This window comes from Sphingopyxis sp. H053 (assembly GCF_001468225.1).
Classification (GTDB): domain Bacteria; phylum Pseudomonadota; class Alphaproteobacteria; order Sphingomonadales; family Sphingomonadaceae; genus Sphingopyxis.
Genome location: NZ_LNRU01000001.1, coordinates 564,713 through 583,461, shown reverse-complemented (window position 1 = coordinate 583,461; position 18,749 = coordinate 564,713). Strand labels below are relative to the sequence as shown.

The window sequence follows — 18,749 nt, the reverse complement described above, 5'->3', positions numbered from 1 at the left end:
ACTTGCCGGCCAGTGTGAAATAGTCCCGCTGATGGGAGAACAGGCAGAAAAACTGCCGATCGACGGGTTCGCGCCCCCAATGGATGCCAGGACCCTCGTCGACGCGGTCACGGTTCGCTGCGTGGAAGATATCCACGACGCGGCGGTGGTGTTGCGCGACTATGCCGCGGCTTATGGCCTGCGCGCGGCGCTCTGCGACGATATCGCGTCGAAGGAAACGATGGTCGACGCCGACGGCGCGGTGCTCGCCGCCGACCTGTTCGGCTGGCTCGGCGATGGCGAGCGCTGGTGGGAAGATCACAGGCTGGCGCTCCACTCGCCCCTGCCGCGCTCGTGCCGGTACGAAAGCGAGCCTTTCTGGTGCAATGCCGAAGGTTTCCGTACCGCGCAGCCCAACCCCTATCTCGATGATATCGACCTCTCGCGCTATTTTTCGGCGCACGATCGGTACAAAGCGGCGATCGTCGTTCCCGTCCATCTGCCGTTCGGGCAGATTTCGGCGAACAGCTTTCAACCGTCGGATCCCGACATCACCGATCTGTCGGACCTGTTCGCGGCGATCGGCGACACGCTGGCGCTCGCGACGCGGCGTTTCATCGCGGGCTATGCCTCGGCGATGCGGACGAAACGGCGGATTCCTTCCGACTGCGAATTGTCGAAGCGCGAGGTCGAATGCCTGCGCTGGGCGGCGATCGGCAAGACCGACCGCGAGATCGGCATGATCATTTCATTGAGCCACGCGACGGTGCGCTATCACGTCCACCGCGCCGGCGAGAAACTGAACTCGGTCAACCGCGCGCAGACGATCTTCAAGGCGGGGCAGCTGGGATATCTGGGCGCGAATAGCTGACCCCACATGATCCTCCCTGCCGCGCAGCGATGGGGAGGTGGCAGCGCGAAGCGCCGACGGAGGGGCAATGGCGTAAACGTCGCTGGCCCCTCCACCACCCTTCGGGCGGTCCCCCTCCCCACCGCTTCGCGGCAGGGAGGATTTTTTTCAGCCCAGCGACCGCAGCGGCTCGCGCCCATCCCAGTCCTTCGCCGCATCGCGCATCATAGCGAACAGTTCGCGCGTCCCCGCCTGCGGCTCGAGCAGCTCGACGAGCGTGCCGGGGCCAGTGCCCGGATCGGCGTAGATGACCCCGCCCGTGTCGCCGACCGGCGCCTCGAAAATGATCTCCGCTCCGATGTCCTCGCAGCGCACCCGCGCGGCGGCGATAGAATCCACCAGCACGCACACATGGTGCAGCACATCGGCGACGCCATACTCCCCGCGATAGAGCGACTTCGCGTCATTCTCGGGCCGGATCAGCTCGATCTGCATGTCGCCCCAATAGCCGAGCGCCATCGTGAAGACCGGATCACTCGGCTCGCCGCGATAGCGCCCGCCGGATAGCGACACATTGGGTAGCAGGAAGAACGGTCCCGCGCCCATCACCCCGGTCCAGTGCCGGATCGCGGCGTCGAAATCGGACGGCACAAAGGCGAGCTGCATGATGTCGCCGAGCGACGCGAGCGATTTGGGTCCGGGCATGGATCTCCCCCTCAAAAGCGATAGCGCACAAGCGCCGGGCTTTGTGCGATAAGCCTTTCGAGACCCGGAGTCATACTGGGCAAAATGTGAGGAGAGCCATGGCCGAGTCCGATCCCAAGATCGCGCCGCAGGACTGGTTCGCCGTCCGCAAGCGCAATGCGCGCGCGGGACTGCGCAAACTGGTTTCGATCGTCGCCGAAAACCGCACCGACCGTGCGGAGGCGCCGCTGCCGCTCCACAAATCGATCTACACCGGCGAAGCACGCAATGCGGCCGAGATGGAGCATATTTTCCGGAACGAACCGATCGTCGCCGGCCTGTCGGGCGACATCCCCAAGACCGGTGACACGCTCGTCTTCGACTCGGTCGGCCCGTCGATCCTCGTCACGCGCGGCAAGGACGGCGTCGCCCGCGCCTTCCTCAACATGTGCACGCACCGCGGCGCCAAGCTGGTCGAAGAGAAAGAACCCTGGAGCGGCCCGCGACCGCGCCTCGTCTGCCCCTTCCACGCCTGGACCTTCGATCCCACCGGAGACCTCGTCGGCCAGCCCGGCAAGGACGGCTTCGCCAATTGCGAGATCGGGGCCCGCAATCTCATCGCCCTGCCCTGCACCGAGCACCTCGGCCTGATCTTCGTCCGCGCCAATCCGGGCGGCGATCCGATCGATGCCGCGGCGCATCTCGGCGACTTCGGGCCAGTGCTCGCACAGCTCGAACTCCACCGCGCCGAGCCGGTGAAGAAGGGCATATTGACGGCCGACTCCAACTGGAAATTCGCGCTCGACACCTATGGCGAGGGCTATCATTTCAAGATGCTCCACGCCTCAACGATCGGCGGCACGCATTACAGCGACCGCAACGTCTATGAGCCGATCGGGCGCCACCACCGCGTCAGTTTCCCCGACCTGTCGATCGGCGCGCTCGTCGGCAAGGACGAGAGCGAATGGCCCGAAACCGATTATGGCGGGGTGCATTTCCTGTTCCCGAACACCGTGATCTTCTTCGGCGCGGTGACCCCGGGCGTCTATTTCACGCAGGTGTTTCGCCTCTTCCCCGACGGCGCGGGCAAGATGTTCTGCCAGTTCGCGGTCTACGCCCCCTTCGGCGTCGAGAGCGACGAACATCGCGCGATGTGCGAGATGGCTTATGACGCGACCGCGACCGTCGTCCAGACCGAGGATTATCGCGTCGCGAGCAGCGGCTACGCCAATCTCATGACCGCGCCCGACGACTTCCGCGTCGTGCTCGGCGCGAACGAGCCCGCGCTGCACGGCGTCCACCGTTCGATCGCCGCGGCGTGCAAGATGCCGCTCGACCAGATCGCCTGACCTTTCCGGAGTTAGTGATGAACGACCTCAGTCCTCCCCAGGCCGACAACCGCGACGATCGTTGCCCCGGGACCAGTTACACCGACATGCTGAAGGCCGATACGCGGCGCGTTCCCGACTATCTGTTCGCCGAATCGAATCAGGAACTCGGCGACGCCCCAATTCCGATCGAGCGTTATGTCAGCGAGGATTGGGCGAAGCTCGAACGCGTGAAGATGTGGCCGAACATCTGGCAATTTGCCGCGCGCGAAGAGGATATGCCCGACCCCGGCGACACCGTCGTCTATGACATCAACGAAAAGAGTATCCTGCTCGTCCGCCAGAAGGACGGCTCGGTCAAAGCCTTCTACAACGTCTGCCTCCACCGCGGGCGCAAGCTGCGCACCGAAAGCGGCCCTGCGGTGAACCTGCGCTGCCCCTTCCACGGCTTTTCCTGGCACCACGACGGCCGTTTCAAGGAAGCGCCCTGCGCATGGGACTTCAAACATCTCGGGGATAAGGACATGAGCCTGCCCGAGTTGAAGGTCGATCGCTGGCAAGGCTTCATCCTCGTCACCGAGAACCGCGATTTGCCGGGCTTTCGCGACTGGGTCGGCCCGGGCGTCGAGCATTATGACAATTGGCGGCTCGATGAATGCCATACCGCCGCATGGGTCGGGCGCGTCATCCCGGCGAACTGGAAAGCGGTCGCCGAAGCCTTCATGGAGGCGTGGCACAGCATCGTCACCCACCCGCAGATCCTCGGCTTCACCGCCGACGCGAACACCCGCTACGACCTCTACGGCGACTTCCTCAACCGCGCGATCACCCCTGCGGGCGCGATGTCGCCGCATATCAAGGGCAAGGATCAATTCTATGTCCTCAAATCGCTCGAGGATTTCATCGGCGCGGGCGACAGCCGGGCGCGGCGCGCGACCGGCGATCCGGCCGACCTGAAAGGCTTCGACGCCGACGATCCGATGCTCGCGCGCAAGGTGCTGGCGCAGGCGAACCGCGACGCCTTTTCGGCGATGAACGGGCATGATTATTCGGCCGCGACCGACAGCGAGATGCTCGACAATTTCACCTATAACGTCTTCCCCAACTGGGCGCCGTGGGGCGGGCTGGTGCCGAACATCGTCTACCGCTGGCGGCCGTGGGGCGACGCCGACCATTGCCTGATGGAGGTCCGCATCCTGATGCGCACGCCAAAGGGCGAAAAGCCGCCGCGTTCGGCGCCGATGCACCTGATCCCGGGCGACCAGCCCTTCGCCAGCGCCAGCCACCTGATCGGCGCCGCGCTTGCCGGGGTGTTCGACCAGGATATGGAGAATCTCCCCTATGTGCAGGAGGGCATGAAATCGTCGCCGGGCGGGGTGATCGAGCTCGGCCATTATCAAGAGAGCCGCATCCGCCATTTCCACCGCACGCTCGGCAAATATATCGACGGTGAGCTTCCCGGCTGATGGCGCGCGCCGCCCCGCTGCTGTCGCTCGCGGCAGGAGTGCTGCCCGAATTTTCACCCGAGCAGACGGTCGCGGCCGCGATCGCGGGTGGGTGGCAGGCGGCCGGCATCTGGTACGACCCCGAAAGCTGGACGCCCGCAACGACGATCGAGGTCCGCGACCGCGCCGCCGACGCCGGGCTTACGATCCTCGATATCGAGGTGATCTGGCTGAAACCCGGCCCCGACGATCCGGCGCATTTCGCCGCGATCGACGCCGGCGCGGCAATTGGCGCGCGCAATGTCCTGATCGTCAGCTCGGAAGACGATGCGGCCCGCGCCGCGGGCAAGCTGAACCGGCTCGGGAACCACGCCGCCTCGATGGGCCTGCGCGCCTGTCTGGAGTTCGCTGCGTTTACGACGGTCGGCGACATAGCGAGCGCGGTCGCCCTGCTCGATGCCGCCGATTGCGATAATCTCGGCCTGCTGATCGACCCGTTACATCTCGCACGGACCGGCGGCTCGCCTGCCGACCTCAGTTCGGTCGATCCGCAGCGCTTCCCTTATGCGCAATTCTGCGACGCGCCGGCGCATGGCCCGCCGCCGAGCGACGTTCCGGAAATCATCCGCGAAGCGCTCGACCTGCGGCTGATGCCGGGCGAGGGCGAACTGCCGCTGGACGACCTGCTTGCGCAGTTGCCGCCGGCTACGCCGCTCAGCGTCGAACTGCGGAGCGCGGCATTGCGCGACCACCATCCCGACCCCGCCGATCGCGCACGAGCGCTGCTCGCCGCGACGCAGCGCTGGTTCGCCGCCTAGGTCCAGTCCTGCCGCGCCGCCCAGTCGGCAAACGGCGTCGGCGTTACCCCCAACAACCGCGCCGCGGGCACCGCGTCGAGCGCGACGGGCGACACCGGCTGGTCGTTGTACCAGCGATAGAATTTCGCCATCCCGTCATAGATGCTCGCGGGCTGCACCTCGCGCGAGCCGGTGACGAGCTCGCTCATCCGCGCCGCAAATTCGTCGGGTGACAGGCTCTGGAAGCGCACCGGGCGGCCCGCCGCGGCGCTCAGCCGTTCGGCGACCTCGGCGCCAACCAGCGCCTCGGGTCCGCCCACCGCGATCCGGTCGGCGACCAGATCCTCGTGGAGCAGCGCCGAGACCATATAGGCCGCGACATCCTCCAGACAGACCCAGTTGATCTTCAGCGTCTCGGCGGCTGGATAGGCGAACACGCCGCTGTTCACGATCGCCGGGCGCGACCAGATGCGCGCGATATTGTCCATGAACACCATCGGTTCGATGATGACATAGGGCACGCCGCTGTCATGGATCGCGCGCTCGATGTCGCGACGCCCGTCGTGCGCCGACAGATCGAGATCGCGGTCGGCTACGAAACAGCTTGTATTGAAGACGATCTTCTTGAGGTCCGCCGCGCTGGCGGCGTCGGCGATATTGCGCCCCATCATCGCGGCGCGCGCGCGGTCGAATTCGAACGGCAGGTGCATCGCCAGCGCGTCGTGCCCGCTGAACGCCGCGGTCAGGCTCGCGACGTCGTAGAGATCGGCCGCGACCTCGGGCACATCGGGATGCGGCGTCGCCGCCATCGCACCGGGTCGCCGCACGCCCGCGGTGGGTTCAAGCCCTCTCGTCTTCAGCGCCGTGAGCAAGGGAATTCCCTGATCGGCGGGGGCGCCAAGGACGATGACCTTCTTCATGCTGCGCCCTCCAGCTGCTTTGCCGACACGGTCGCCGCGTGACGCCCCGCGAGGAAACCGAACACCATTCCCGGCGCGATCGTCCCGCCCGGCCCGCCGTAAGTCATGCCCATCGCCGAGGCCATGACATTGCCCGCGGCGTAAAGGCCGGGGATCGCCCCGCCGTCGACGGTCAGCACCTGCGCGTTGGCATCGGTCTGCGGCCCGCCCTTGGTGCCGAGCGCGCCGCTCTTGATCTCGACCGCAAAGAACGGCCCTTTGCCGATCGGTCCCAGCGTCGCGGCAGTAGAGCCGCGCCCGTCAGGGTCGCCCCACCATTGATCGTGCGCCGCATCGCCGCGCCCGAAATCGGGATCGCGCCCGGTTGCGCAATGGCCATTGAAGCGCTCGACCGTCGCTTCGAGCGCATCGGCATCGATACCGAGCCGCGCCGCGAGTTCGGCTAGGCTTTCGGCGCGCATCGCCCATTGCGGCGGCGCGACGCCGCGCTCGCCGCTGATCATGCCGAAACCGAAGCGGTCGATATATTGCTGGTCGAAGATCAGCCAGCACGGCAGGTTCTTATAGTCGAACGCGCTGACGTCCTGATCGTGGAACGCCGCGCCGATCGCATTGTAATTCGCCGCCTCGTTCGTGAAGCGTTTGCCCGCGCGATTGATCATGATCGAATGTGGCAGGCTGCGCTGCCCAGCGACGAGTGTCTTGCCCGTCGAACATTCGCTCTCCGGAACCTCGGCGACGGGCATCCACCAGGCTTCGCGCATATTGCCGAGCATCGCGCCGACGCGCATCGCCATCTTGAGCCCGTCGCCGGTGTTCGTCTGCGGGCTCAGCGGATGCGTCATCGGGCCGCGGATGAAAGCGCGGAGCAAATCCTTGTCCCACTCGAACCCGCCGGTCGCGAGCACCACTGCATCGGCAACGACTTCGACCTCGCCCTCGGCCGTCTCGAATACCACGCCCGCCACGCGGTCGCCGTCCATGATCAACCGCGCCGCACGATGCCCCGTCTGCGGCTCGATCCCACGATCAAGGCAAGCGCGCAGCAACCGCCCGACGAGCGCTTGTCCGCTGCCGCGCAGATCGCCGTCGATGCGGCGCTGCAATTCCTCGGGCGCCAGCGGCTGCGGCTTCGCCTGCCCCAGCGGCGTGTCGTAGATCGAGAAATAGGGCATCGGATAATAGGGCGAGAGCGTGATTTTGTCCGCCCACTCGCCCAGTTCGTGAAAGGAAAAGAGCGGACAATCGAGCGAGCGCCCACCGTTCGGCATCCCGCCCGGGAACTCCGCGTGATAGTCCGGAAATTCTGGAATTGGCCGGAACTGCACCGGGGTGCGCGCTTCGAGGAACGCGACCATCTCGGGCCCATGGTCGAGGAATGCCTCGACCAGATACTGCTGCATCAGCCCGTGCGACATCGACATCAGATAGGTCAGCGCCTTGTCGCGGCTGTCCTCGACGCCGAGCGCCCCCTCATGATGGTTATTCGGGATCCAGATCATCCCGCCCGACCAGGCCGTGGTCCCGCCAACCTGATCGCCTTTTTCGAACAGCGAGACCCGCGCGCCGGCTTCGTGCGCCGAAATCGCGGCGGTCAGCCCCGCGCCGCCGGTGCCGAGGACGATGACGTGCGGCGCTTCGCTCATCTCTTATGCCTTCAATTGCTCGACCATATGCACGGTGTCGAAATAATGGATGCGCATCGACGCCATCTTGCCTGCATCGTCGAACTCGGTGACCTCGGCGATATGCGTCTCGAAGCGCTTGCCGCTCGATTTCGCGGTGACGGTGAAGTGGAGCAGCGCAACGGCATATTTCTCGCCGCCCACCAATTCCTGCCATTTGACGACGGGGTCTTCCCAATAGCCCATGACATGCGCGTAGAGTTTCTGCAGCGCATCGCGCCCGCGCCATTCGCCGCCATAAGGCAGCGAGGTCGGCTCATGGATGACGAGGTCGTCGGCCATGAAGTCGGCCACGACGTCCCACTCGCCGCGCGCGACCGCGGCATACATCGCCTTGCTGGCTTCGAGCGGCGTCATTCGATCGTGCCGACGAGCGCGCCGACCGGATAGACCTCGCCCTCGATCCCGGTCGGGCGGATCGTGCCCGCGACCTGCGCCTCGATCTCGACCGTCGTCTTGTCGGTCTCCACCGTATAGATGATGTCGCCGACCTCGACGCGCTCGCCGTCGCCGACCATCCATTCATTGAGCGTCATTTCGGTCGCCGACATGCCGATCTTCGGGATGCGCAATTCCTCCGCCATCGGCTCAACCTTTCCAGTTCACCGCGGATCGCACCGCATCGGCGATCGCATCCTTGTTCGGGATCCACGCCTGTTCGAGCGCGTTCGCCATCGGCACCGCCGAGAAGGCGCCGCCGATACGCGTGACCGGCGCTTTCAGTTTGCCGAACAGTTTTTCGTTGAGACGTGAGGCGATCTCGGCACCCGTCCCATATTGCTTCACCGCTTCGTGGAGCACGACCGCGCGGCCGGTCTTTTGGACCGATGCCGTCACCGTCGCCTCGTCATAGGGGGCGATCGTACGCAGATCGATCACCTCGACCGAAATCCCCTCCTCGGCGAGCTTGCCCGCGATTTCGAGCGCATCGAGCACGGTGCGGCCATAGGTGATGATCGAGCAATCGCTCCCCTCGCGCGTCACCGCCGCCTTGCCGAGCGGCACGACATGCCCCGGCCCCGGATCGTCGGATTTGAGGCCGTAGCAGAGGATATTCTCGATGAAGATCACCGGGTCGTTGCACGCGATCGCCGCGCGCATCAGCCCCTGCGCGTCGGCGGCGTTCGACGGCGTCACGACCTTCAGCCCCGCGACATGCGCGAACCAGGCTTCGAGCATGTCACTATGCTGCCCGCCAAAGCCAACCCCGACACCGGTCGTCGTGCGGATCACCAGCGGCACATGGGTCTGCCCGCCCGACATGAAGCGCAGCTTCGCGGCATGGTTGACGATCTGGTCCATCGCCACCGTCACAAAGTTCATCAGCATGATCTCGGCGATCGGACGAAAGCCCGCGAGCGCCGCACCGACGCACGCCCCGACGATCGCCTGCTCCGAAATCGGCGTCGCGCGGATGCGTTTCTCGCCATATTTCTCGGTGAGACCCGACGAGATTTTGAACACGCCGCCGCCCTGCTTTGCCGCGACATCCTCGCCGAGCAGGATCACACCCTCATCCTCGGCCATCGCCTCGTCGATCGCTCGGTTGATCGCCTGCGTCATCGTGATCTGCGCGCTCATGCCGCAATCTCCTCTTCGAAGACATCCTTGCGGATTTCCTCTGGCCCCGGCAGCGGGCTGTTCGCGGCGAAGTCGGCGGCGGCGTCCATCTGGGCGTCGAGGTCGGCGACGATCGCGTCGAGCTCGGCCTCGGTGAACTGATGGTCGAGCATCAGCTGACGGAGCCGCGGGAGCGGGTCTTCCGCCGCCATCTCGGCGAGATGCTCCTTCGGCATGTAGGAGAAGTCAGAGCCGAAGAAATGCCCCATCATCCGGTAACACATCGCCTCGATCAGCGTCGGCCCCTCGCCCGCCCGCGCGCGATCGACCGCCGCCTTGGTGGTGTTGTACATCGCAATCGCGTCGTTGCCGTCGACATGCACGCCGGTCATTCCGTACGCCTTGGCGCGGGTAACGATGGAGTCGACCTTCGTATGGTCGGCAAAGGCGGTGTGCTCGCCGTAGCGGTTGTTCTGGCAGAGGAAGATCACGGGCAGCTTCCACAGCTGCGCCATGTTCATCGCCTCGTGGAAGGCGCCGATATTAGTCGCCCCGTCGCCGAAGCAGACCATCGTCACCTTGCCGTCGCCACGGTTCTGCGACGCGAGCGCGAGGCCGTTGGCGATCGGCAGCCCCGAGCCGACGACGCCCGTCGTCACCATCACCCCGGTTTCGGGATGGGTGATGTGCATCGACCCGCCCTTGCCGCGGCAGGTTCCGCCGACCTTGCCCGCAATCTCGGCGAACAAGGGGTTCAGCGGCACGCCCTTGGCGATCTGGTCGTGCTGGCCGCGATATGTGGTGACGAGATAATCATCCTGTTCAAGCGCCGCCATCGCCGCCGCCGACACCAGTTCCTGCCCGCGCACGGTGTAATAGATGACTGCAAGCTTGCCGGTCATCAGCAGCGAGCGGAATTTCTCGTCGGCGCGCGCGACACGCATCGTGCGGGTATAGATGTCGCGCAGCTTGTCGCGATCGATCGTCATGTCGGTCATGCAGGCTCTCCGATGCCCTGTTGGGGGTTGGCGCTGGCGGCGGCGCTGGGACGGGCCGCAACGCGCTCACGCCAGGCGGCGAGATTGGTCAGCGCGGGGTCAAGCGGCTGCCCGACCAGCGCGCCGAACTCGACGAAGCTATAGAGCAGGATGTCGGCGAGGCTGAAGCGCTCGCCCGCGACCCATGGTCCCGCGCCGATAATATTGTTCACGGCTTCGAGTCCGCTCGCCGCAAGCCGCTTCAGGTCGGCGGCGGCATCGGGCAGGCAGAGCACCCGGTCCCTGAACATCGGCAAGCCTTCGGCGCCGCGAAAGCCCGCAGTCATCGGTACGACGACGAGCTGGTCGACGATGCGCACGAACATCCGGGTGCGCGCGCGCTGTTCCGGCGTCGCGCCGAGAAGTTCGTTCGCCGCGTGCGTTTCGGCCAGATATTCACAAATCGCGATGCTTTCGACGATATGGCTGCCATCGTCGAGCTCCAGCAAAGGCGTATGGCCGAGCGGGCTTTTCGCATAGAAATCGGGCCGGCGGTTCTCCGCCGCCATGATGTCGACGAACTCCCGGTCGAGCGTCAGCCCCGTTTCGGCGAGGTACATCAGCACGACGCGCGGATTGGGGCCAAGCGACTGATAGAGTTTCATCGCCCGCCGCCTAGAACTGGACGCGTTTGGTAAAGCCGCCGTCGATGACGAGATGCGCGCCGGTCATATAGGGACAGGCGGGCGACGCCATGAAGACGATACCCTTCGCAACCTCCTCGGGCTCGCCGAAACGTCCCATCGGCATCTGCGCAAGCGTCCCTTCGTAAAGCGCCGGAACCGCCGACTTGATCACCTCCCAATTGCCGCCGGGATAATAGATTGCGCCGGGCGAGACGATGTTGACGCGGATATTCTGCGCCGCGAGCGCCTGGCTCAACTGCGATCCATAGGTGATGAGCGCCGCCTTCAGCGCGTTGAACGCCTGCGGCACGATGAAGGTCTCGACCGCCGCGGTCGACGACATAAAGATGATCGATCCCGACCCCGACGCCGCGAGCGCCTCGGTCAGCACCTCGACGCCATGCACCGCGCCCATCACGTCCATGTCGAGCCCGCGCTGCCAGTCGCCGGTCGCACCCTGCCCCGACGAACTCGCCGTGTGGATGAAGACGTCGCAGCCACCGAGCGCGTCGCGCGCCTTTCCTAGCCATTCGCGATAGCCTTCTGGGTTGCCAGTCATGTCGAACTGCTCGCCATGAACCTTGCCCGGCCCGGCGGCATCGATCGCCGCGACGGCGGCCTTCACCTTGTCGGCATCGCGCGAGAAGAAGGCGACATCGGCTCCCTCGGCAGCGAAAATCTTGAGCGACGCCAGCCCCAGCCCGTGCGCGCCGCCGTTCATAATGACCTTCTTGCCTTTGAGACCGAGATCCATCGCATCCTCCTCATGTCATTTTAAGGAGGACAGTATCGGGCGAAGTCGCACAGGGACATCAGCAAAAATGGGAGTCGCTCGCACCCCAGTGTCAGACTCGAACTGAAGGTCTTGCCAGGGTCGTCCGCTACTTGGGCGGCTGGCAAAGGACCATCAGCGACCGAGACCCAACGTCCGGATTCGGGCGCGTCCTCGCTCCAATGGGCGCCTCGACGAAACGGCTTGACTCCGTACCATGGTACGGATGCTATAGTGCAATGCACCCCGCTCTTCCGGTTTCGGATTGACGGAAAACCGACAAGGATCATGTATCGCCTGTGAAGCGCTGGCTTTCCCTTTTGCTCCTTTTGGGAGCGATGCTTGGCCTTTTGGCCCAGGAGGCGGCATTCGCCTCGGCACCGGCGATGCCCATGGCGTCGGAGACGGCCAATGCCGCACCGGCGATGAGCGACGAGTGCGCCGAAATGATGGGCATCGACAAGTCCGATGACAGTGCAGCCTGCACGGGCCTCACGCTCGACTGCATCGCCCAGATGGGTTGCGCGCTGCCGCCCGTTGTCGTGTCTCCGGCGATACCATTCGCCGCCCCCGCACTGCTGCGCGATCTGCTTGATCCACTTCTGACCCACAGACTGGACGGGCTCACGGTCGGACCCGAACCCGATCCACCGCTCATTCTCGGCTGATTGCCTGATGCGTACCGGCACCTGCCGGCGCGCGCTCCACGCATTTCAACCGAGGAATTCAACATGAAAATGATTATGAGCGCTGCCGCATTCGCGGCCGCAACCCTTGCCGCCCCCACAATCGCGCAGGAAGCGCCGGGCGGCCATCATGCGACGCAATCGAGCGAATCACCCGCGCCGAACATGTCCGATATGAAGGACATGAAGGACATGAAGGACATGAAGGCGTGCGATTGCTGCACGATGAAGTCCGGACCCGCCGAGGGCATGAAGAAAATGTCCGGCGATCACATGAGCCACCCCGGCAAATAATGCCCGACCGCTCCTGGCGCAGCCACGCCGGGGGCGGTCCTGCCTGCTCCGTACAAGGGGGACCCATGCGCCTTTTTCTAGCCGCAGCCTTGCTTGCGCTGCCCACGGCCCTTCGCGCCGAACCCATGTCGCTCGATGAAGCGCTCGAACTCGCGACGACGCGAGCGCCCGAATTGCAGGGCCGCGAAGCCGGCATCGATGCCGCCCAATCGGCGGCGATCGCCGCCGACCGGCTGCCCGACCCAAAGCTCGATCTGGCAATCAAGGATTTTCCGGTGACCGGGCCCGATGCGGGCCGGTTCAATCGCGACAACTTCACGATGCAGGTCATCGGCATCAGCCAGGATTTTCCGAATCCGGCCAAGCGGCGCGCGCGCGCGGCGCGCGCACAGGCCGACATCGGAATCGCCCGCGCCGACGAAGCGGTCACCGCGCAGGACGTCAGGCTCGCGACAGCGCTTGCCTGGGTCGATCTCTTCTACGCCAAGAAGCGCCTCAAGGAACTCGACCTGCTCGACGACGGCCTTGAAGACCTTCAAGCGACGGTGACCGCGCGGCTCGCGAGCGGCGCGGCTCGACCGGCGCAGGCGCTCGAACCCGATCAGCTTCGCGCCGCGATCAACGACCGCCACAGCGCGCTCGCCGCCGAGATCGCCCGCGCCCGCGCGCAGCTCGCCCGCTTCACTGACGACACCGCGGCCGACACACTCGGCGATTTGCCGCCGCAGATGATCGACGAACAAGGATTGCGCGCCGGCATCGACGCCCTGCCAAGGCTGCGCGCGCTCGACGCCCGGGCCATCGCCGCCGATGCCGAGACCGGCCTCGCGCGCGCCGACAAGCGCCCCGACTGGAGCGTCAACGCCGCCTATGGGCGCCGCGAGCCCAATTATGGCGATCTCGTCACGGTCGGGGTCACCATCGACCTGCCCTTCTTCTCGAAAAAGCGGCAGGACCCGAAGATCGCAGCGCGCGCCAGCGAGGCCACGCGCGCCCGGCTTGACCGCGAGGCCGCCAAGCGCGGCATCGCGGCGGCGCTCGACGCCGATCTCGCCGATCATCGGATGCATCATGAGCAGCTCGCCAATGCGCGCACGCGGCTCGTGCCGCTCGCGAAGAAGCGCGCCGAGCTCGATCTTGCAAGTTACGCCGCCGGAAAGCTCGACCTCGGGACCGCGCTCCTGTCGACGCTCGCGCTCGCCGAAGCCGAAGTCGATGCGCTGGCGCGCGAAGCCGAAGTCGTGCGCGACGCGATCCGGATCAACTATATTTATGGGGAGGCAGGTCGATGACCGATGCAACATCAGCGGCGCGGTGGCGCGCCGGCATATTGGCCGCGGTGCTGATCGCGGGCGGCGGTGGATACTGGCTGGGACTGAGCGGCCAGAGCGATGCGCCAACCGAGGCGACCGGAAGCGGCGGGCGCAAGATCCTTTATTATTATGATCCGATGTTCCCGAACCAGAAGTTCGACAAGCCCGGCAAGTCGCCCTTCATGGACATGCAGCTCGAGCCCAAATATGCCGACGAGGGCAGCGGCACGGCACCCGGCGTGTCGGTCGATCCGGCGGCGCGGCAGAGCCTCGGTATAAGAGTGGTAGCGGCCGAAATGGGCAGCATCGCGTCAACCTTCGACGTCAATGGCAGCATCGATTTCAACCAGCGCGACGTCGCGATCGTCCAGGCCCGCTCGGGCGGTTTCGTCGAGCGCGTCTATCGCCTCGCGCCCGGCGATGTCATCGGCGCCGGCGCGCCGATCGCCGACCTGCAATTGCCCGAATGGGGCAGCGCCCAGACCGAATATCTGAGCGTCAAGAAGCTCCGGAAACCCGAACTCACGGCGGCCGCCCGGCAGCGGCTGCGGCTGATGGGCATACCCGAAGGCGTGATCGCCGAGGTCGACCGGACCGGACGCACCGGCGGCAGGCTGACCGTGCGCGCGCCGATCGGCGGGGTCGTCCAGACGCTCAACGCCCGCGTGGGCGTAACCCTTGCCACGGGCCAGACGCTCGCCGAAATCTCGGGGCTGGGTACCGTATGGCTCAACGCAGCGCTCCCCGAGGCGCAGGCCGCACTGGTGAAAACCGGCCAGCGGGCGACCGCGACCCTTACTGCCTTTCCCGGCGAGAGCTTCGCCGGCAGGGTTATCGCCATCCTGCCGACCGCATCGGCCGACAGTCGGACGCTGACGGTGCGCGTCGAGCTCGCCAATCGCGGCGGGCGCCTGCGGCCGGGCATGTTCGCGACCGTCGCGCTCGGCGGCGATGCCCGGCCGGCGCTGCTGATCCCCAGCGAAGCGGTGATTCGTACCGGCAAGCGGGCGATCGTGATGCTCGAAAGGGGCGATGGCCGCTACCATCCGGCCGAGGTGGTGACGGGACGCGAAAGCGGCGGCAAGACCGAGGTCTTGCGCGGGCTCGCGGCGGGCGAAAAGGTCGTCGCCTCGGGCCAGTTCCTGCTCGATTCGGAGGCGAGTCTGACCGGCATTGCGGTCCGCGCGCTGGAGGCGGCGCGATGATCGAACGGATCATTCGCGCCTCGGCCGCGGCGCGCGGCCTCGTCGTCGCCGCGGCGCTCATCCTGACTCTGCTCGGCATCGCCGCAGTCCGCACGACGCCGGTCGATGCGCTCCCCGACCTCTCCGACGTCCAGGTCATCATCCGCACCAGCTATGCGGGCCAGGCGCCGCGGATCGTCGAGGACCAGGTCACCTATCCGATCACGACGACGATGCTGTCGGTGCCCGGTGCGCGCGTCGTACGCGGCTATTCCTTCGTCGGCGACAGTTTCGTCTATGTGCTGTTCGACGACGACACCGATCTCTATTGGGCGCGCAGCCGCGTTCTCGAATATCTGAGTCAGGTGCAGGGCAGCCTGCCCGAAGGGGCGAAGGCCACGCTCGGCCCCGATGCGACGGGGGTTGGCTGGATCTATGAATATGCGCTCGTCGACAAGAGCGGGCGCCACGACCTCGCCGACCTCCGCAGCCTTCAGGACTGGTTCCTGCGCTTCGAGTTGAAGGCGGTCCCCGGCGTCGCCGAGGTCGCGAGCCTCGGCGGGATGGTCCGGCAATATCAGATTCTCCTTGATCCGCAGAAGCTCGCCGCCTTTGGCGTGACCGCGGCCGAGGTGAGCGATGCGCTGAAACGCGCCAATCAGGAACGCGGCGGCGGCACGGTCGAGATGGCCGAAGCCGAATATATCGTGCGCGCGAGCGGCTACCTTTCAAATCTCGACGATTTTCGCGGCGTGCCGCTGCGCACCGCGGCGGGCGGGGTTCCGGTGACGCTGGGCGATGTTGCAACGGTCCAGATCGGTCCGGACAGCCGCCGCGGCATCGCCGAACTCAACGGCGAGGGCGAGGTCGCGGGCGGGGTCATCGTCATGCGGCAGGGCCAGAACGCCCGCGAGGTGATCGACGGCGTTCGCGCCAAGCTCGCCGAGCTCAAGGCAGGCCTGCCGCCGGGGGTCGAGATCGTGACGACCTACGACCGCTCGGGGCTCATCGACCGCGCCGTCGACAATCTCACCACCAAGCTGGTCGAAGAATTCGTTATCGTCGCCATCGTCTGCGCGCTGTTCCTATGGCACGCGCGTTCGGCGCTGGTCGCGATCCTGACGCTGCCGCTCGGCATATTGATCGCCTTCATCGTCATGCGGGTGCAGGGGCTCAACGCCAATATCCTCTCGCTCGGCGGGATCGCGATCGCGGTCGGTGCGATGGTCGATGCCGCGGTGGTGATGATCGAAAATGCCCACAAACATCTCGAGCATTGGGAAGCCGATCACCCGGGCGAGGAGCTGAAAGGCGCCGCGCGCTGGCGTGTCATCACCGATGCCGCCGCCGAAGTCGGCCCCGCGCTTTTCCTCAGCCTGCTCATCATCACCTTCTCCTTCCTGCCGATCTTCACGCTCGAAGGACAGGAGGGCCGGCTCTTTTCGCCCCTCGCTTTCACCAAGACCTATGCGATGGCGGCCGCGGCGCTGCTGTCGATCACGCTGATCCCGGTGCTGATGGGGTGGCTGATCCGCGGGCGCATTCCGGGCGAGCAATCCAATCCCGTCAATCGCTGGCTGACGCGTGCCTACCGGCCGGCGCTTGATTGGGTACTCGACCGGCCGAAGAAGACGCTCGCGATCGCCGGCCTCGTCTTCGCAACGAGCCTCTGGCCGATGACGCAACTCGGCGGCGAGTTCATGCCGCAGCTGAGCGAAGGCGACCTTCTCTACATGCCCTCTGCGCTGCCGGGCATATCGAGCGCGAAGGTGGCGGGCCTGCTCCAGCAGACCGACCGGCTGATCAAGACGGTTCCCGAGGTCGAGAGCGTGTTCGGCAAGGCGGGACGCGCCGAAAGCGCGACCGACCCGGCGCCGCTCGAAATGTTCGAGACGACGATCCGGTTCAAGCCAAAGGACCAGTGGCGTCCCGGGATGACCGAGGAAAAGCTGATCGCCGAACTCGACGCGCGCGTCCGGGTGCCGGGGCTCGCGAACTTCTGGATTCCGCCGATCCGCAACCGCATCGACATGCTGGCGACGGGAATCAAGAGCCCGATCGGGATCAAGATCGCGGGGGCGGACCTCGCGGCGGTCGACCGGACCGCGAAACGGGTCGAAACCGTAGTCAAGACGGTACCGGGCGTCTCGTCGGCGCTCGCCGAACGTTTGACCGGCGGACGCTATATCGATGTCGATATCGATCGCGCCGCGGCGGCGCGATACGATCTCAACGTCGCCGACGTGCAGGCGATCGTATCGGGCGCGATCGGCGGCGAGACGATTGGCCAGACCGTCGAGGGACTGGCGCGTTATCCGATCAGCGTTCGTTATCCGCGCGAACTGAGGGACAGCATCGGCGACCTTGCGAACCTCCCGCTCCTCACCCCGTCGCGCCAGCAGATCACGCTCGGCACGGTGGCGAGCGTCAGGGTCAGCGACGGGCCGCCGATGCTGCGGAGCGAGAATGGGCGGCCGGTCACCTACATCTATGTCGAAGGCCGCGATCGCGACCTCCAGACGCTCGTCCAGGAGATCCAGCAAACTGTCGCGCGCGACATCGATCTGCCGCCGGGGATCAGCGTCTCCTATGCCGGCCAGTTCGAATTTCTGATCCGCGCCACCGAACGCATGAAGATCGTCGTGCCCGTCACGCTCGCGATCATCGCCGGCCTGCTTTACCTGACCTTCCGCCGCTGGGACGAGGCGCTGCTGATCCTCGCGACCTTGCCGTTCGCACTCACCGGCGGGATGTGGTTGCTCTATCTCCTGGGCTACAACCAGTCGGTCGCGAGCGCGGTGGGGTTCATCGCGCTGGCCGGGGTCGCCGCCGAGTTCGGCGTCGTGATGCTGATCTATCTCCGTCAGGCGCTCGATGCCCGAAGCGACCAAGATGTCAGGGCGGCGGTTCGTGACGGCGCGCTGCTGCGCGTCCGCCCAAAAGCGATGACCGTCGCCGTCATCCTCGCCGGCCTGTTCCCGATCTTCGTCGGAACGGGCACCGGCTCCGAGGTCATGAGCCGCATCGCGGCGCCGATGGTGGGCGGCATGCTCACCGCGCCGCTGCTTTCGATGTTCGTCCTGCCTGCCGCCTATCTCATCATGCGGAGCCGTTCCGCCAAAACCGTTCAACCCGAAGGAGAAACGACATGAAGACATATGCCACCATCGCGCTCAGCCTTGCGCTCGGTACGGCGCTTGGCGGCTGCGGCCAGCAAGGCGAAGCGCCGAAAGCCGAAGAGACCGCCGCCATGACCGACGACGCCGGGACCATGGCGATGCCGGCCGAAACCATACATGGCAAAAGCACCGGCACCGTGACCGCGATCGATATCGCGAAGGGGCAGGTCACGCTCGATCATGGTGCGATCGCCGAGCTCGAATGGCCGCCGATGACGATGGGCTTTGTGGCGAAACCGGAGCTGTTGAAGGACATCAAGGTCGGCGACAAGGTCGCGTTCGAGCTCGATTGGGACGGCAAGGCCGGCACGATCACCAAGCTCGACAAGGCGCTATAGGTGCCACGTCGGGCGGTTGGTCGCGACGCGCCTTGGGCGCGCTCCAACCCCTTAGGAAGTTTCCTTCGTGGA

Annotated in this window: 19 protein-coding genes; 10 read left to right on the top strand and 9 right to left on the bottom strand. The window is 65.8% G+C overall.

Annotated features, from left to right (window positions below):
- Positions 1–31: 31 nt before the first annotated feature.
- The gene (locus ATE70_RS02685) at positions 32–850 is read left to right on the top strand and encodes a helix-turn-helix transcriptional regulator (RefSeq protein WP_231732859.1); all 819 of its coding nucleotides are present in this window, start codon (positions 32–34) and stop codon (positions 848–850) included.
- Positions 851–997: 147 nt separating this feature from the next.
- Here ATE70_RS02685 and ATE70_RS02680 read toward each other — a convergent pair whose 3' ends face one another.
- The gene (locus ATE70_RS02680; RefSeq protein ID WP_058536389.1) at positions 998–1,534 is read right to left on the bottom strand and encodes a VOC family protein; all 537 of its coding nucleotides are present in this window, start codon (positions 1,532–1,534) and stop codon (positions 998–1,000) included.
- A 98-nt stretch (positions 1,535–1,632) separates the two neighbouring features.
- On the opposite strand from ATE70_RS02680, the gene ATE70_RS02675 reads away from it, so the two are divergent.
- The 3 genes from ATE70_RS02675 to ATE70_RS02665 are packed head-to-tail and all read left to right on the top strand — an operon-like array spanning position 1,633 to position 5,104.
- Entirely contained in the window at positions 1,633–2,862 is a 1,230-nt protein-coding gene (locus ATE70_RS02675; RefSeq protein ID WP_058536388.1) for an aromatic ring-hydroxylating oxygenase subunit alpha, read from the top strand.
- Positions 2,863–2,879: 17 nt separating this feature from the next.
- Entirely contained in the window at positions 2,880–4,307 is a 1,428-nt protein-coding gene (locus ATE70_RS02670) for an aromatic ring-hydroxylating oxygenase subunit alpha (protein WP_058536387.1), read from the top strand.
- A complete protein-coding gene (locus tag ATE70_RS02665; protein WP_058536386.1) occupies positions 4,307–5,104 on the top strand; it encodes a sugar phosphate isomerase/epimerase family protein in 798 nt (265 codons plus the stop codon). Before ATE70_RS02670 ends, ATE70_RS02665 begins: the two co-directional genes overlap by 1 nt.
- Here ATE70_RS02665 and ATE70_RS02660 read toward each other — a convergent pair.
- From ATE70_RS02660 to ATE70_RS02625, 8 genes are read right to left on the bottom strand one after another with little or no spacing between them, the layout of a single operon-like run.
- A complete protein-coding gene (locus tag ATE70_RS02660) occupies positions 5,101–6,003 on the bottom strand; it encodes an SDR family oxidoreductase (RefSeq protein WP_058536385.1) in 903 nt (300 codons plus the stop codon). The two genes, ATE70_RS02665 and ATE70_RS02660, sit on opposite strands and share 4 nt — an antisense overlap.
- Positions 6,000–7,649 carry an FAD-dependent oxidoreductase gene (locus ATE70_RS02655; RefSeq protein WP_058536384.1) on the bottom strand — a complete coding sequence of 550 codons (1,650 nt, stop codon included), beginning with the start codon at positions 7,647–7,649 and terminating at the stop codon, positions 6,000–6,002. Before ATE70_RS02655 ends, ATE70_RS02660 begins: the two co-directional genes overlap by 4 nt.
- Before the next feature lie 3 nt (positions 7,650–7,652).
- Complete coding sequence (locus ATE70_RS02650; protein ID WP_058536383.1) at positions 7,653–8,045, bottom strand: nuclear transport factor 2 family protein; 393 nt, start codon at positions 8,043–8,045, stop codon at positions 7,653–7,655.
- Positions 8,042–8,272, bottom strand: coding sequence for a biotin/lipoyl-containing protein (locus tag ATE70_RS02645; protein WP_058536382.1), 231 nt, complete (start codon positions 8,270–8,272; stop codon positions 8,042–8,044). Before ATE70_RS02645 ends, ATE70_RS02650 begins: the two co-directional genes overlap by 4 nt.
- Before the next feature lie 4 nt (positions 8,273–8,276).
- Positions 8,277–9,269, bottom strand: coding sequence for an alpha-ketoacid dehydrogenase subunit beta (locus ATE70_RS02640; RefSeq protein WP_058536381.1), 993 nt, complete (start codon positions 9,267–9,269; stop codon positions 8,277–8,279).
- Entirely contained in the window at positions 9,266–10,246 is a 981-nt protein-coding gene (locus ATE70_RS02635; RefSeq protein ID WP_058536380.1) for a thiamine pyrophosphate-dependent dehydrogenase E1 component subunit alpha, read from the bottom strand. The genes ATE70_RS02640 and ATE70_RS02635 overlap by 4 nt, the downstream gene beginning before the upstream one ends.
- Positions 10,243–10,890: a glutathione S-transferase family protein gene (locus ATE70_RS02630; RefSeq protein ID WP_058536379.1), complete on the bottom strand. Its 648-nt coding sequence runs from the start codon at positions 10,888–10,890 to the stop codon at positions 10,243–10,245. The genes ATE70_RS02635 and ATE70_RS02630 overlap by 4 nt, the downstream gene beginning before the upstream one ends.
- A 10-nt stretch (positions 10,891–10,900) precedes the next feature.
- Positions 10,901–11,665 carry an SDR family NAD(P)-dependent oxidoreductase gene (locus tag ATE70_RS02625; RefSeq protein WP_058536378.1) on the bottom strand — a complete coding sequence of 255 codons (765 nt, stop codon included), beginning with the start codon at positions 11,663–11,665 and terminating at the stop codon, positions 10,901–10,903.
- A gap of 317 nt (positions 11,666–11,982) precedes the next feature.
- On the opposite strand from ATE70_RS02625, the gene ATE70_RS02620 reads away from it, so the two are divergent.
- The 6 genes from ATE70_RS02620 to ATE70_RS02595 all read left to right on the top strand — a co-directional run bounded on the left by ATE70_RS02620 (position 11,983) and on the right by ATE70_RS02595 (position 18,677).
- Entirely contained in the window at positions 11,983–12,351 is a 369-nt protein-coding gene (locus tag ATE70_RS02620) for a hypothetical protein (RefSeq protein ID WP_058536377.1), read from the top strand.
- 75 nt (positions 12,352–12,426) lie between these two features.
- On the top strand, positions 12,427–12,663 hold the full coding sequence (locus ATE70_RS02615) for a hypothetical protein (RefSeq protein WP_058536376.1): 237 nt from the start codon (positions 12,427–12,429) through the stop codon (positions 12,661–12,663).
- 65 nt (positions 12,664–12,728) lie between these two features.
- Complete coding sequence (locus ATE70_RS02610) at positions 12,729–13,955, top strand: TolC family protein (protein WP_058536375.1); 1,227 nt, start codon at positions 12,729–12,731, stop codon at positions 13,953–13,955.
- Positions 13,952–15,181, top strand: a complete 1,230-nt coding sequence (locus ATE70_RS02605) for an efflux RND transporter periplasmic adaptor subunit (RefSeq protein ID WP_058536374.1) — start codon at positions 13,952–13,954, stop codon at positions 15,179–15,181. Before ATE70_RS02610 ends, ATE70_RS02605 begins: the two co-directional genes overlap by 4 nt.
- Positions 15,178–18,312 (top strand): efflux RND transporter permease subunit, encoded by a 3,135-nt coding sequence (locus tag ATE70_RS02600; RefSeq protein WP_058536373.1) that lies wholly within the window; start codon positions 15,178–15,180, stop codon positions 18,310–18,312. The genes ATE70_RS02605 and ATE70_RS02600 overlap by 4 nt, the downstream gene beginning before the upstream one ends.
- Positions 18,309–18,677, top strand: a complete 369-nt coding sequence (locus ATE70_RS02595; RefSeq protein WP_058536372.1) for a copper-binding protein — start codon at positions 18,309–18,311, stop codon at positions 18,675–18,677. Before ATE70_RS02600 ends, ATE70_RS02595 begins: the two co-directional genes overlap by 4 nt.
- Positions 18,678–18,749: the final 72 nt, after the last annotated feature.

What these genes read in the sequence shown, in the direction of transcription:
- ATE70_RS02660 (WP_058536385.1), bottom strand. Translation starts at nt 6,003, where the DNA reads ATGAAGAAGGTCATCGTCCTTGGCGCCCCCGCCGATCAGGGAATTCCC.
- ATE70_RS02625 (WP_058536378.1), bottom strand. Translation starts at nt 11,665, where the DNA reads ATGGATCTCGGTCTCAAAGGCAAGAAGGTCATTATGAACGGCGGCGCG.
- ATE70_RS02675 (WP_058536388.1), top strand. Translation starts at nt 1,633, where the DNA reads ATGGCCGAGTCCGATCCCAAGATCGCGCCGCAGGACTGGTTCGCCGTC.
- ATE70_RS02635 (WP_058536380.1), bottom strand. Translation starts at nt 10,246, where the DNA reads ATGACCGACATGACGATCGATCGCGACAAGCTGCGCGACATCTATACC.
- ATE70_RS02655 (WP_058536384.1), bottom strand. Translation starts at nt 7,649, where the DNA reads ATGAGCGAAGCGCCGCACGTCATCGTCCTCGGCACCGGCGGCGCGGGG.
- ATE70_RS02610 (WP_058536375.1), top strand. Translation starts at nt 12,729, where the DNA reads ATGCGCCTTTTTCTAGCCGCAGCCTTGCTTGCGCTGCCCACGGCCCTT.
- ATE70_RS02640 (WP_058536381.1), bottom strand. Translation starts at nt 9,269, where the DNA reads ATGAGCGCGCAGATCACGATGACGCAGGCGATCAACCGAGCGATCGAC.
- ATE70_RS02685 (WP_231732859.1), top strand. Translation starts at nt 32, where the DNA reads ATGGGAGAACAGGCAGAAAAACTGCCGATCGACGGGTTCGCGCCCCCA.
- ATE70_RS02630 (WP_058536379.1), bottom strand. Translation starts at nt 10,890, where the DNA reads ATGAAACTCTATCAGTCGCTTGGCCCCAATCCGCGCGTCGTGCTGATG.
- ATE70_RS02650 (WP_058536383.1), bottom strand. Translation starts at nt 8,045, where the DNA reads ATGACGCCGCTCGAAGCCAGCAAGGCGATGTATGCCGCGGTCGCGCGC.
- ATE70_RS02680 (WP_058536389.1), bottom strand. Translation starts at nt 1,534, where the DNA reads ATGCCCGGACCCAAATCGCTCGCGTCGCTCGGCGACATCATGCAGCTC.
- ATE70_RS02605 (WP_058536374.1), top strand. Translation starts at nt 13,952, where the DNA reads ATGACCGATGCAACATCAGCGGCGCGGTGGCGCGCCGGCATATTGGCC.
- ATE70_RS02645 (WP_058536382.1), bottom strand. Translation starts at nt 8,272, where the DNA reads ATGGCGGAGGAATTGCGCATCCCGAAGATCGGCATGTCGGCGACCGAA.
- ATE70_RS02670 (WP_058536387.1), top strand. Translation starts at nt 2,880, where the DNA reads ATGAACGACCTCAGTCCTCCCCAGGCCGACAACCGCGACGATCGTTGC.
- ATE70_RS02615 (WP_058536376.1), top strand. Translation starts at nt 12,427, where the DNA reads ATGAGCGCTGCCGCATTCGCGGCCGCAACCCTTGCCGCCCCCACAATC.
- ATE70_RS02665 (WP_058536386.1), top strand. Translation starts at nt 4,307, where the DNA reads ATGGCGCGCGCCGCCCCGCTGCTGTCGCTCGCGGCAGGAGTGCTGCCC.
- ATE70_RS02600 (WP_058536373.1), top strand. Translation starts at nt 15,178, where the DNA reads ATGATCGAACGGATCATTCGCGCCTCGGCCGCGGCGCGCGGCCTCGTC.
- ATE70_RS02595 (WP_058536372.1), top strand. Translation starts at nt 18,309, where the DNA reads ATGAAGACATATGCCACCATCGCGCTCAGCCTTGCGCTCGGTACGGCG.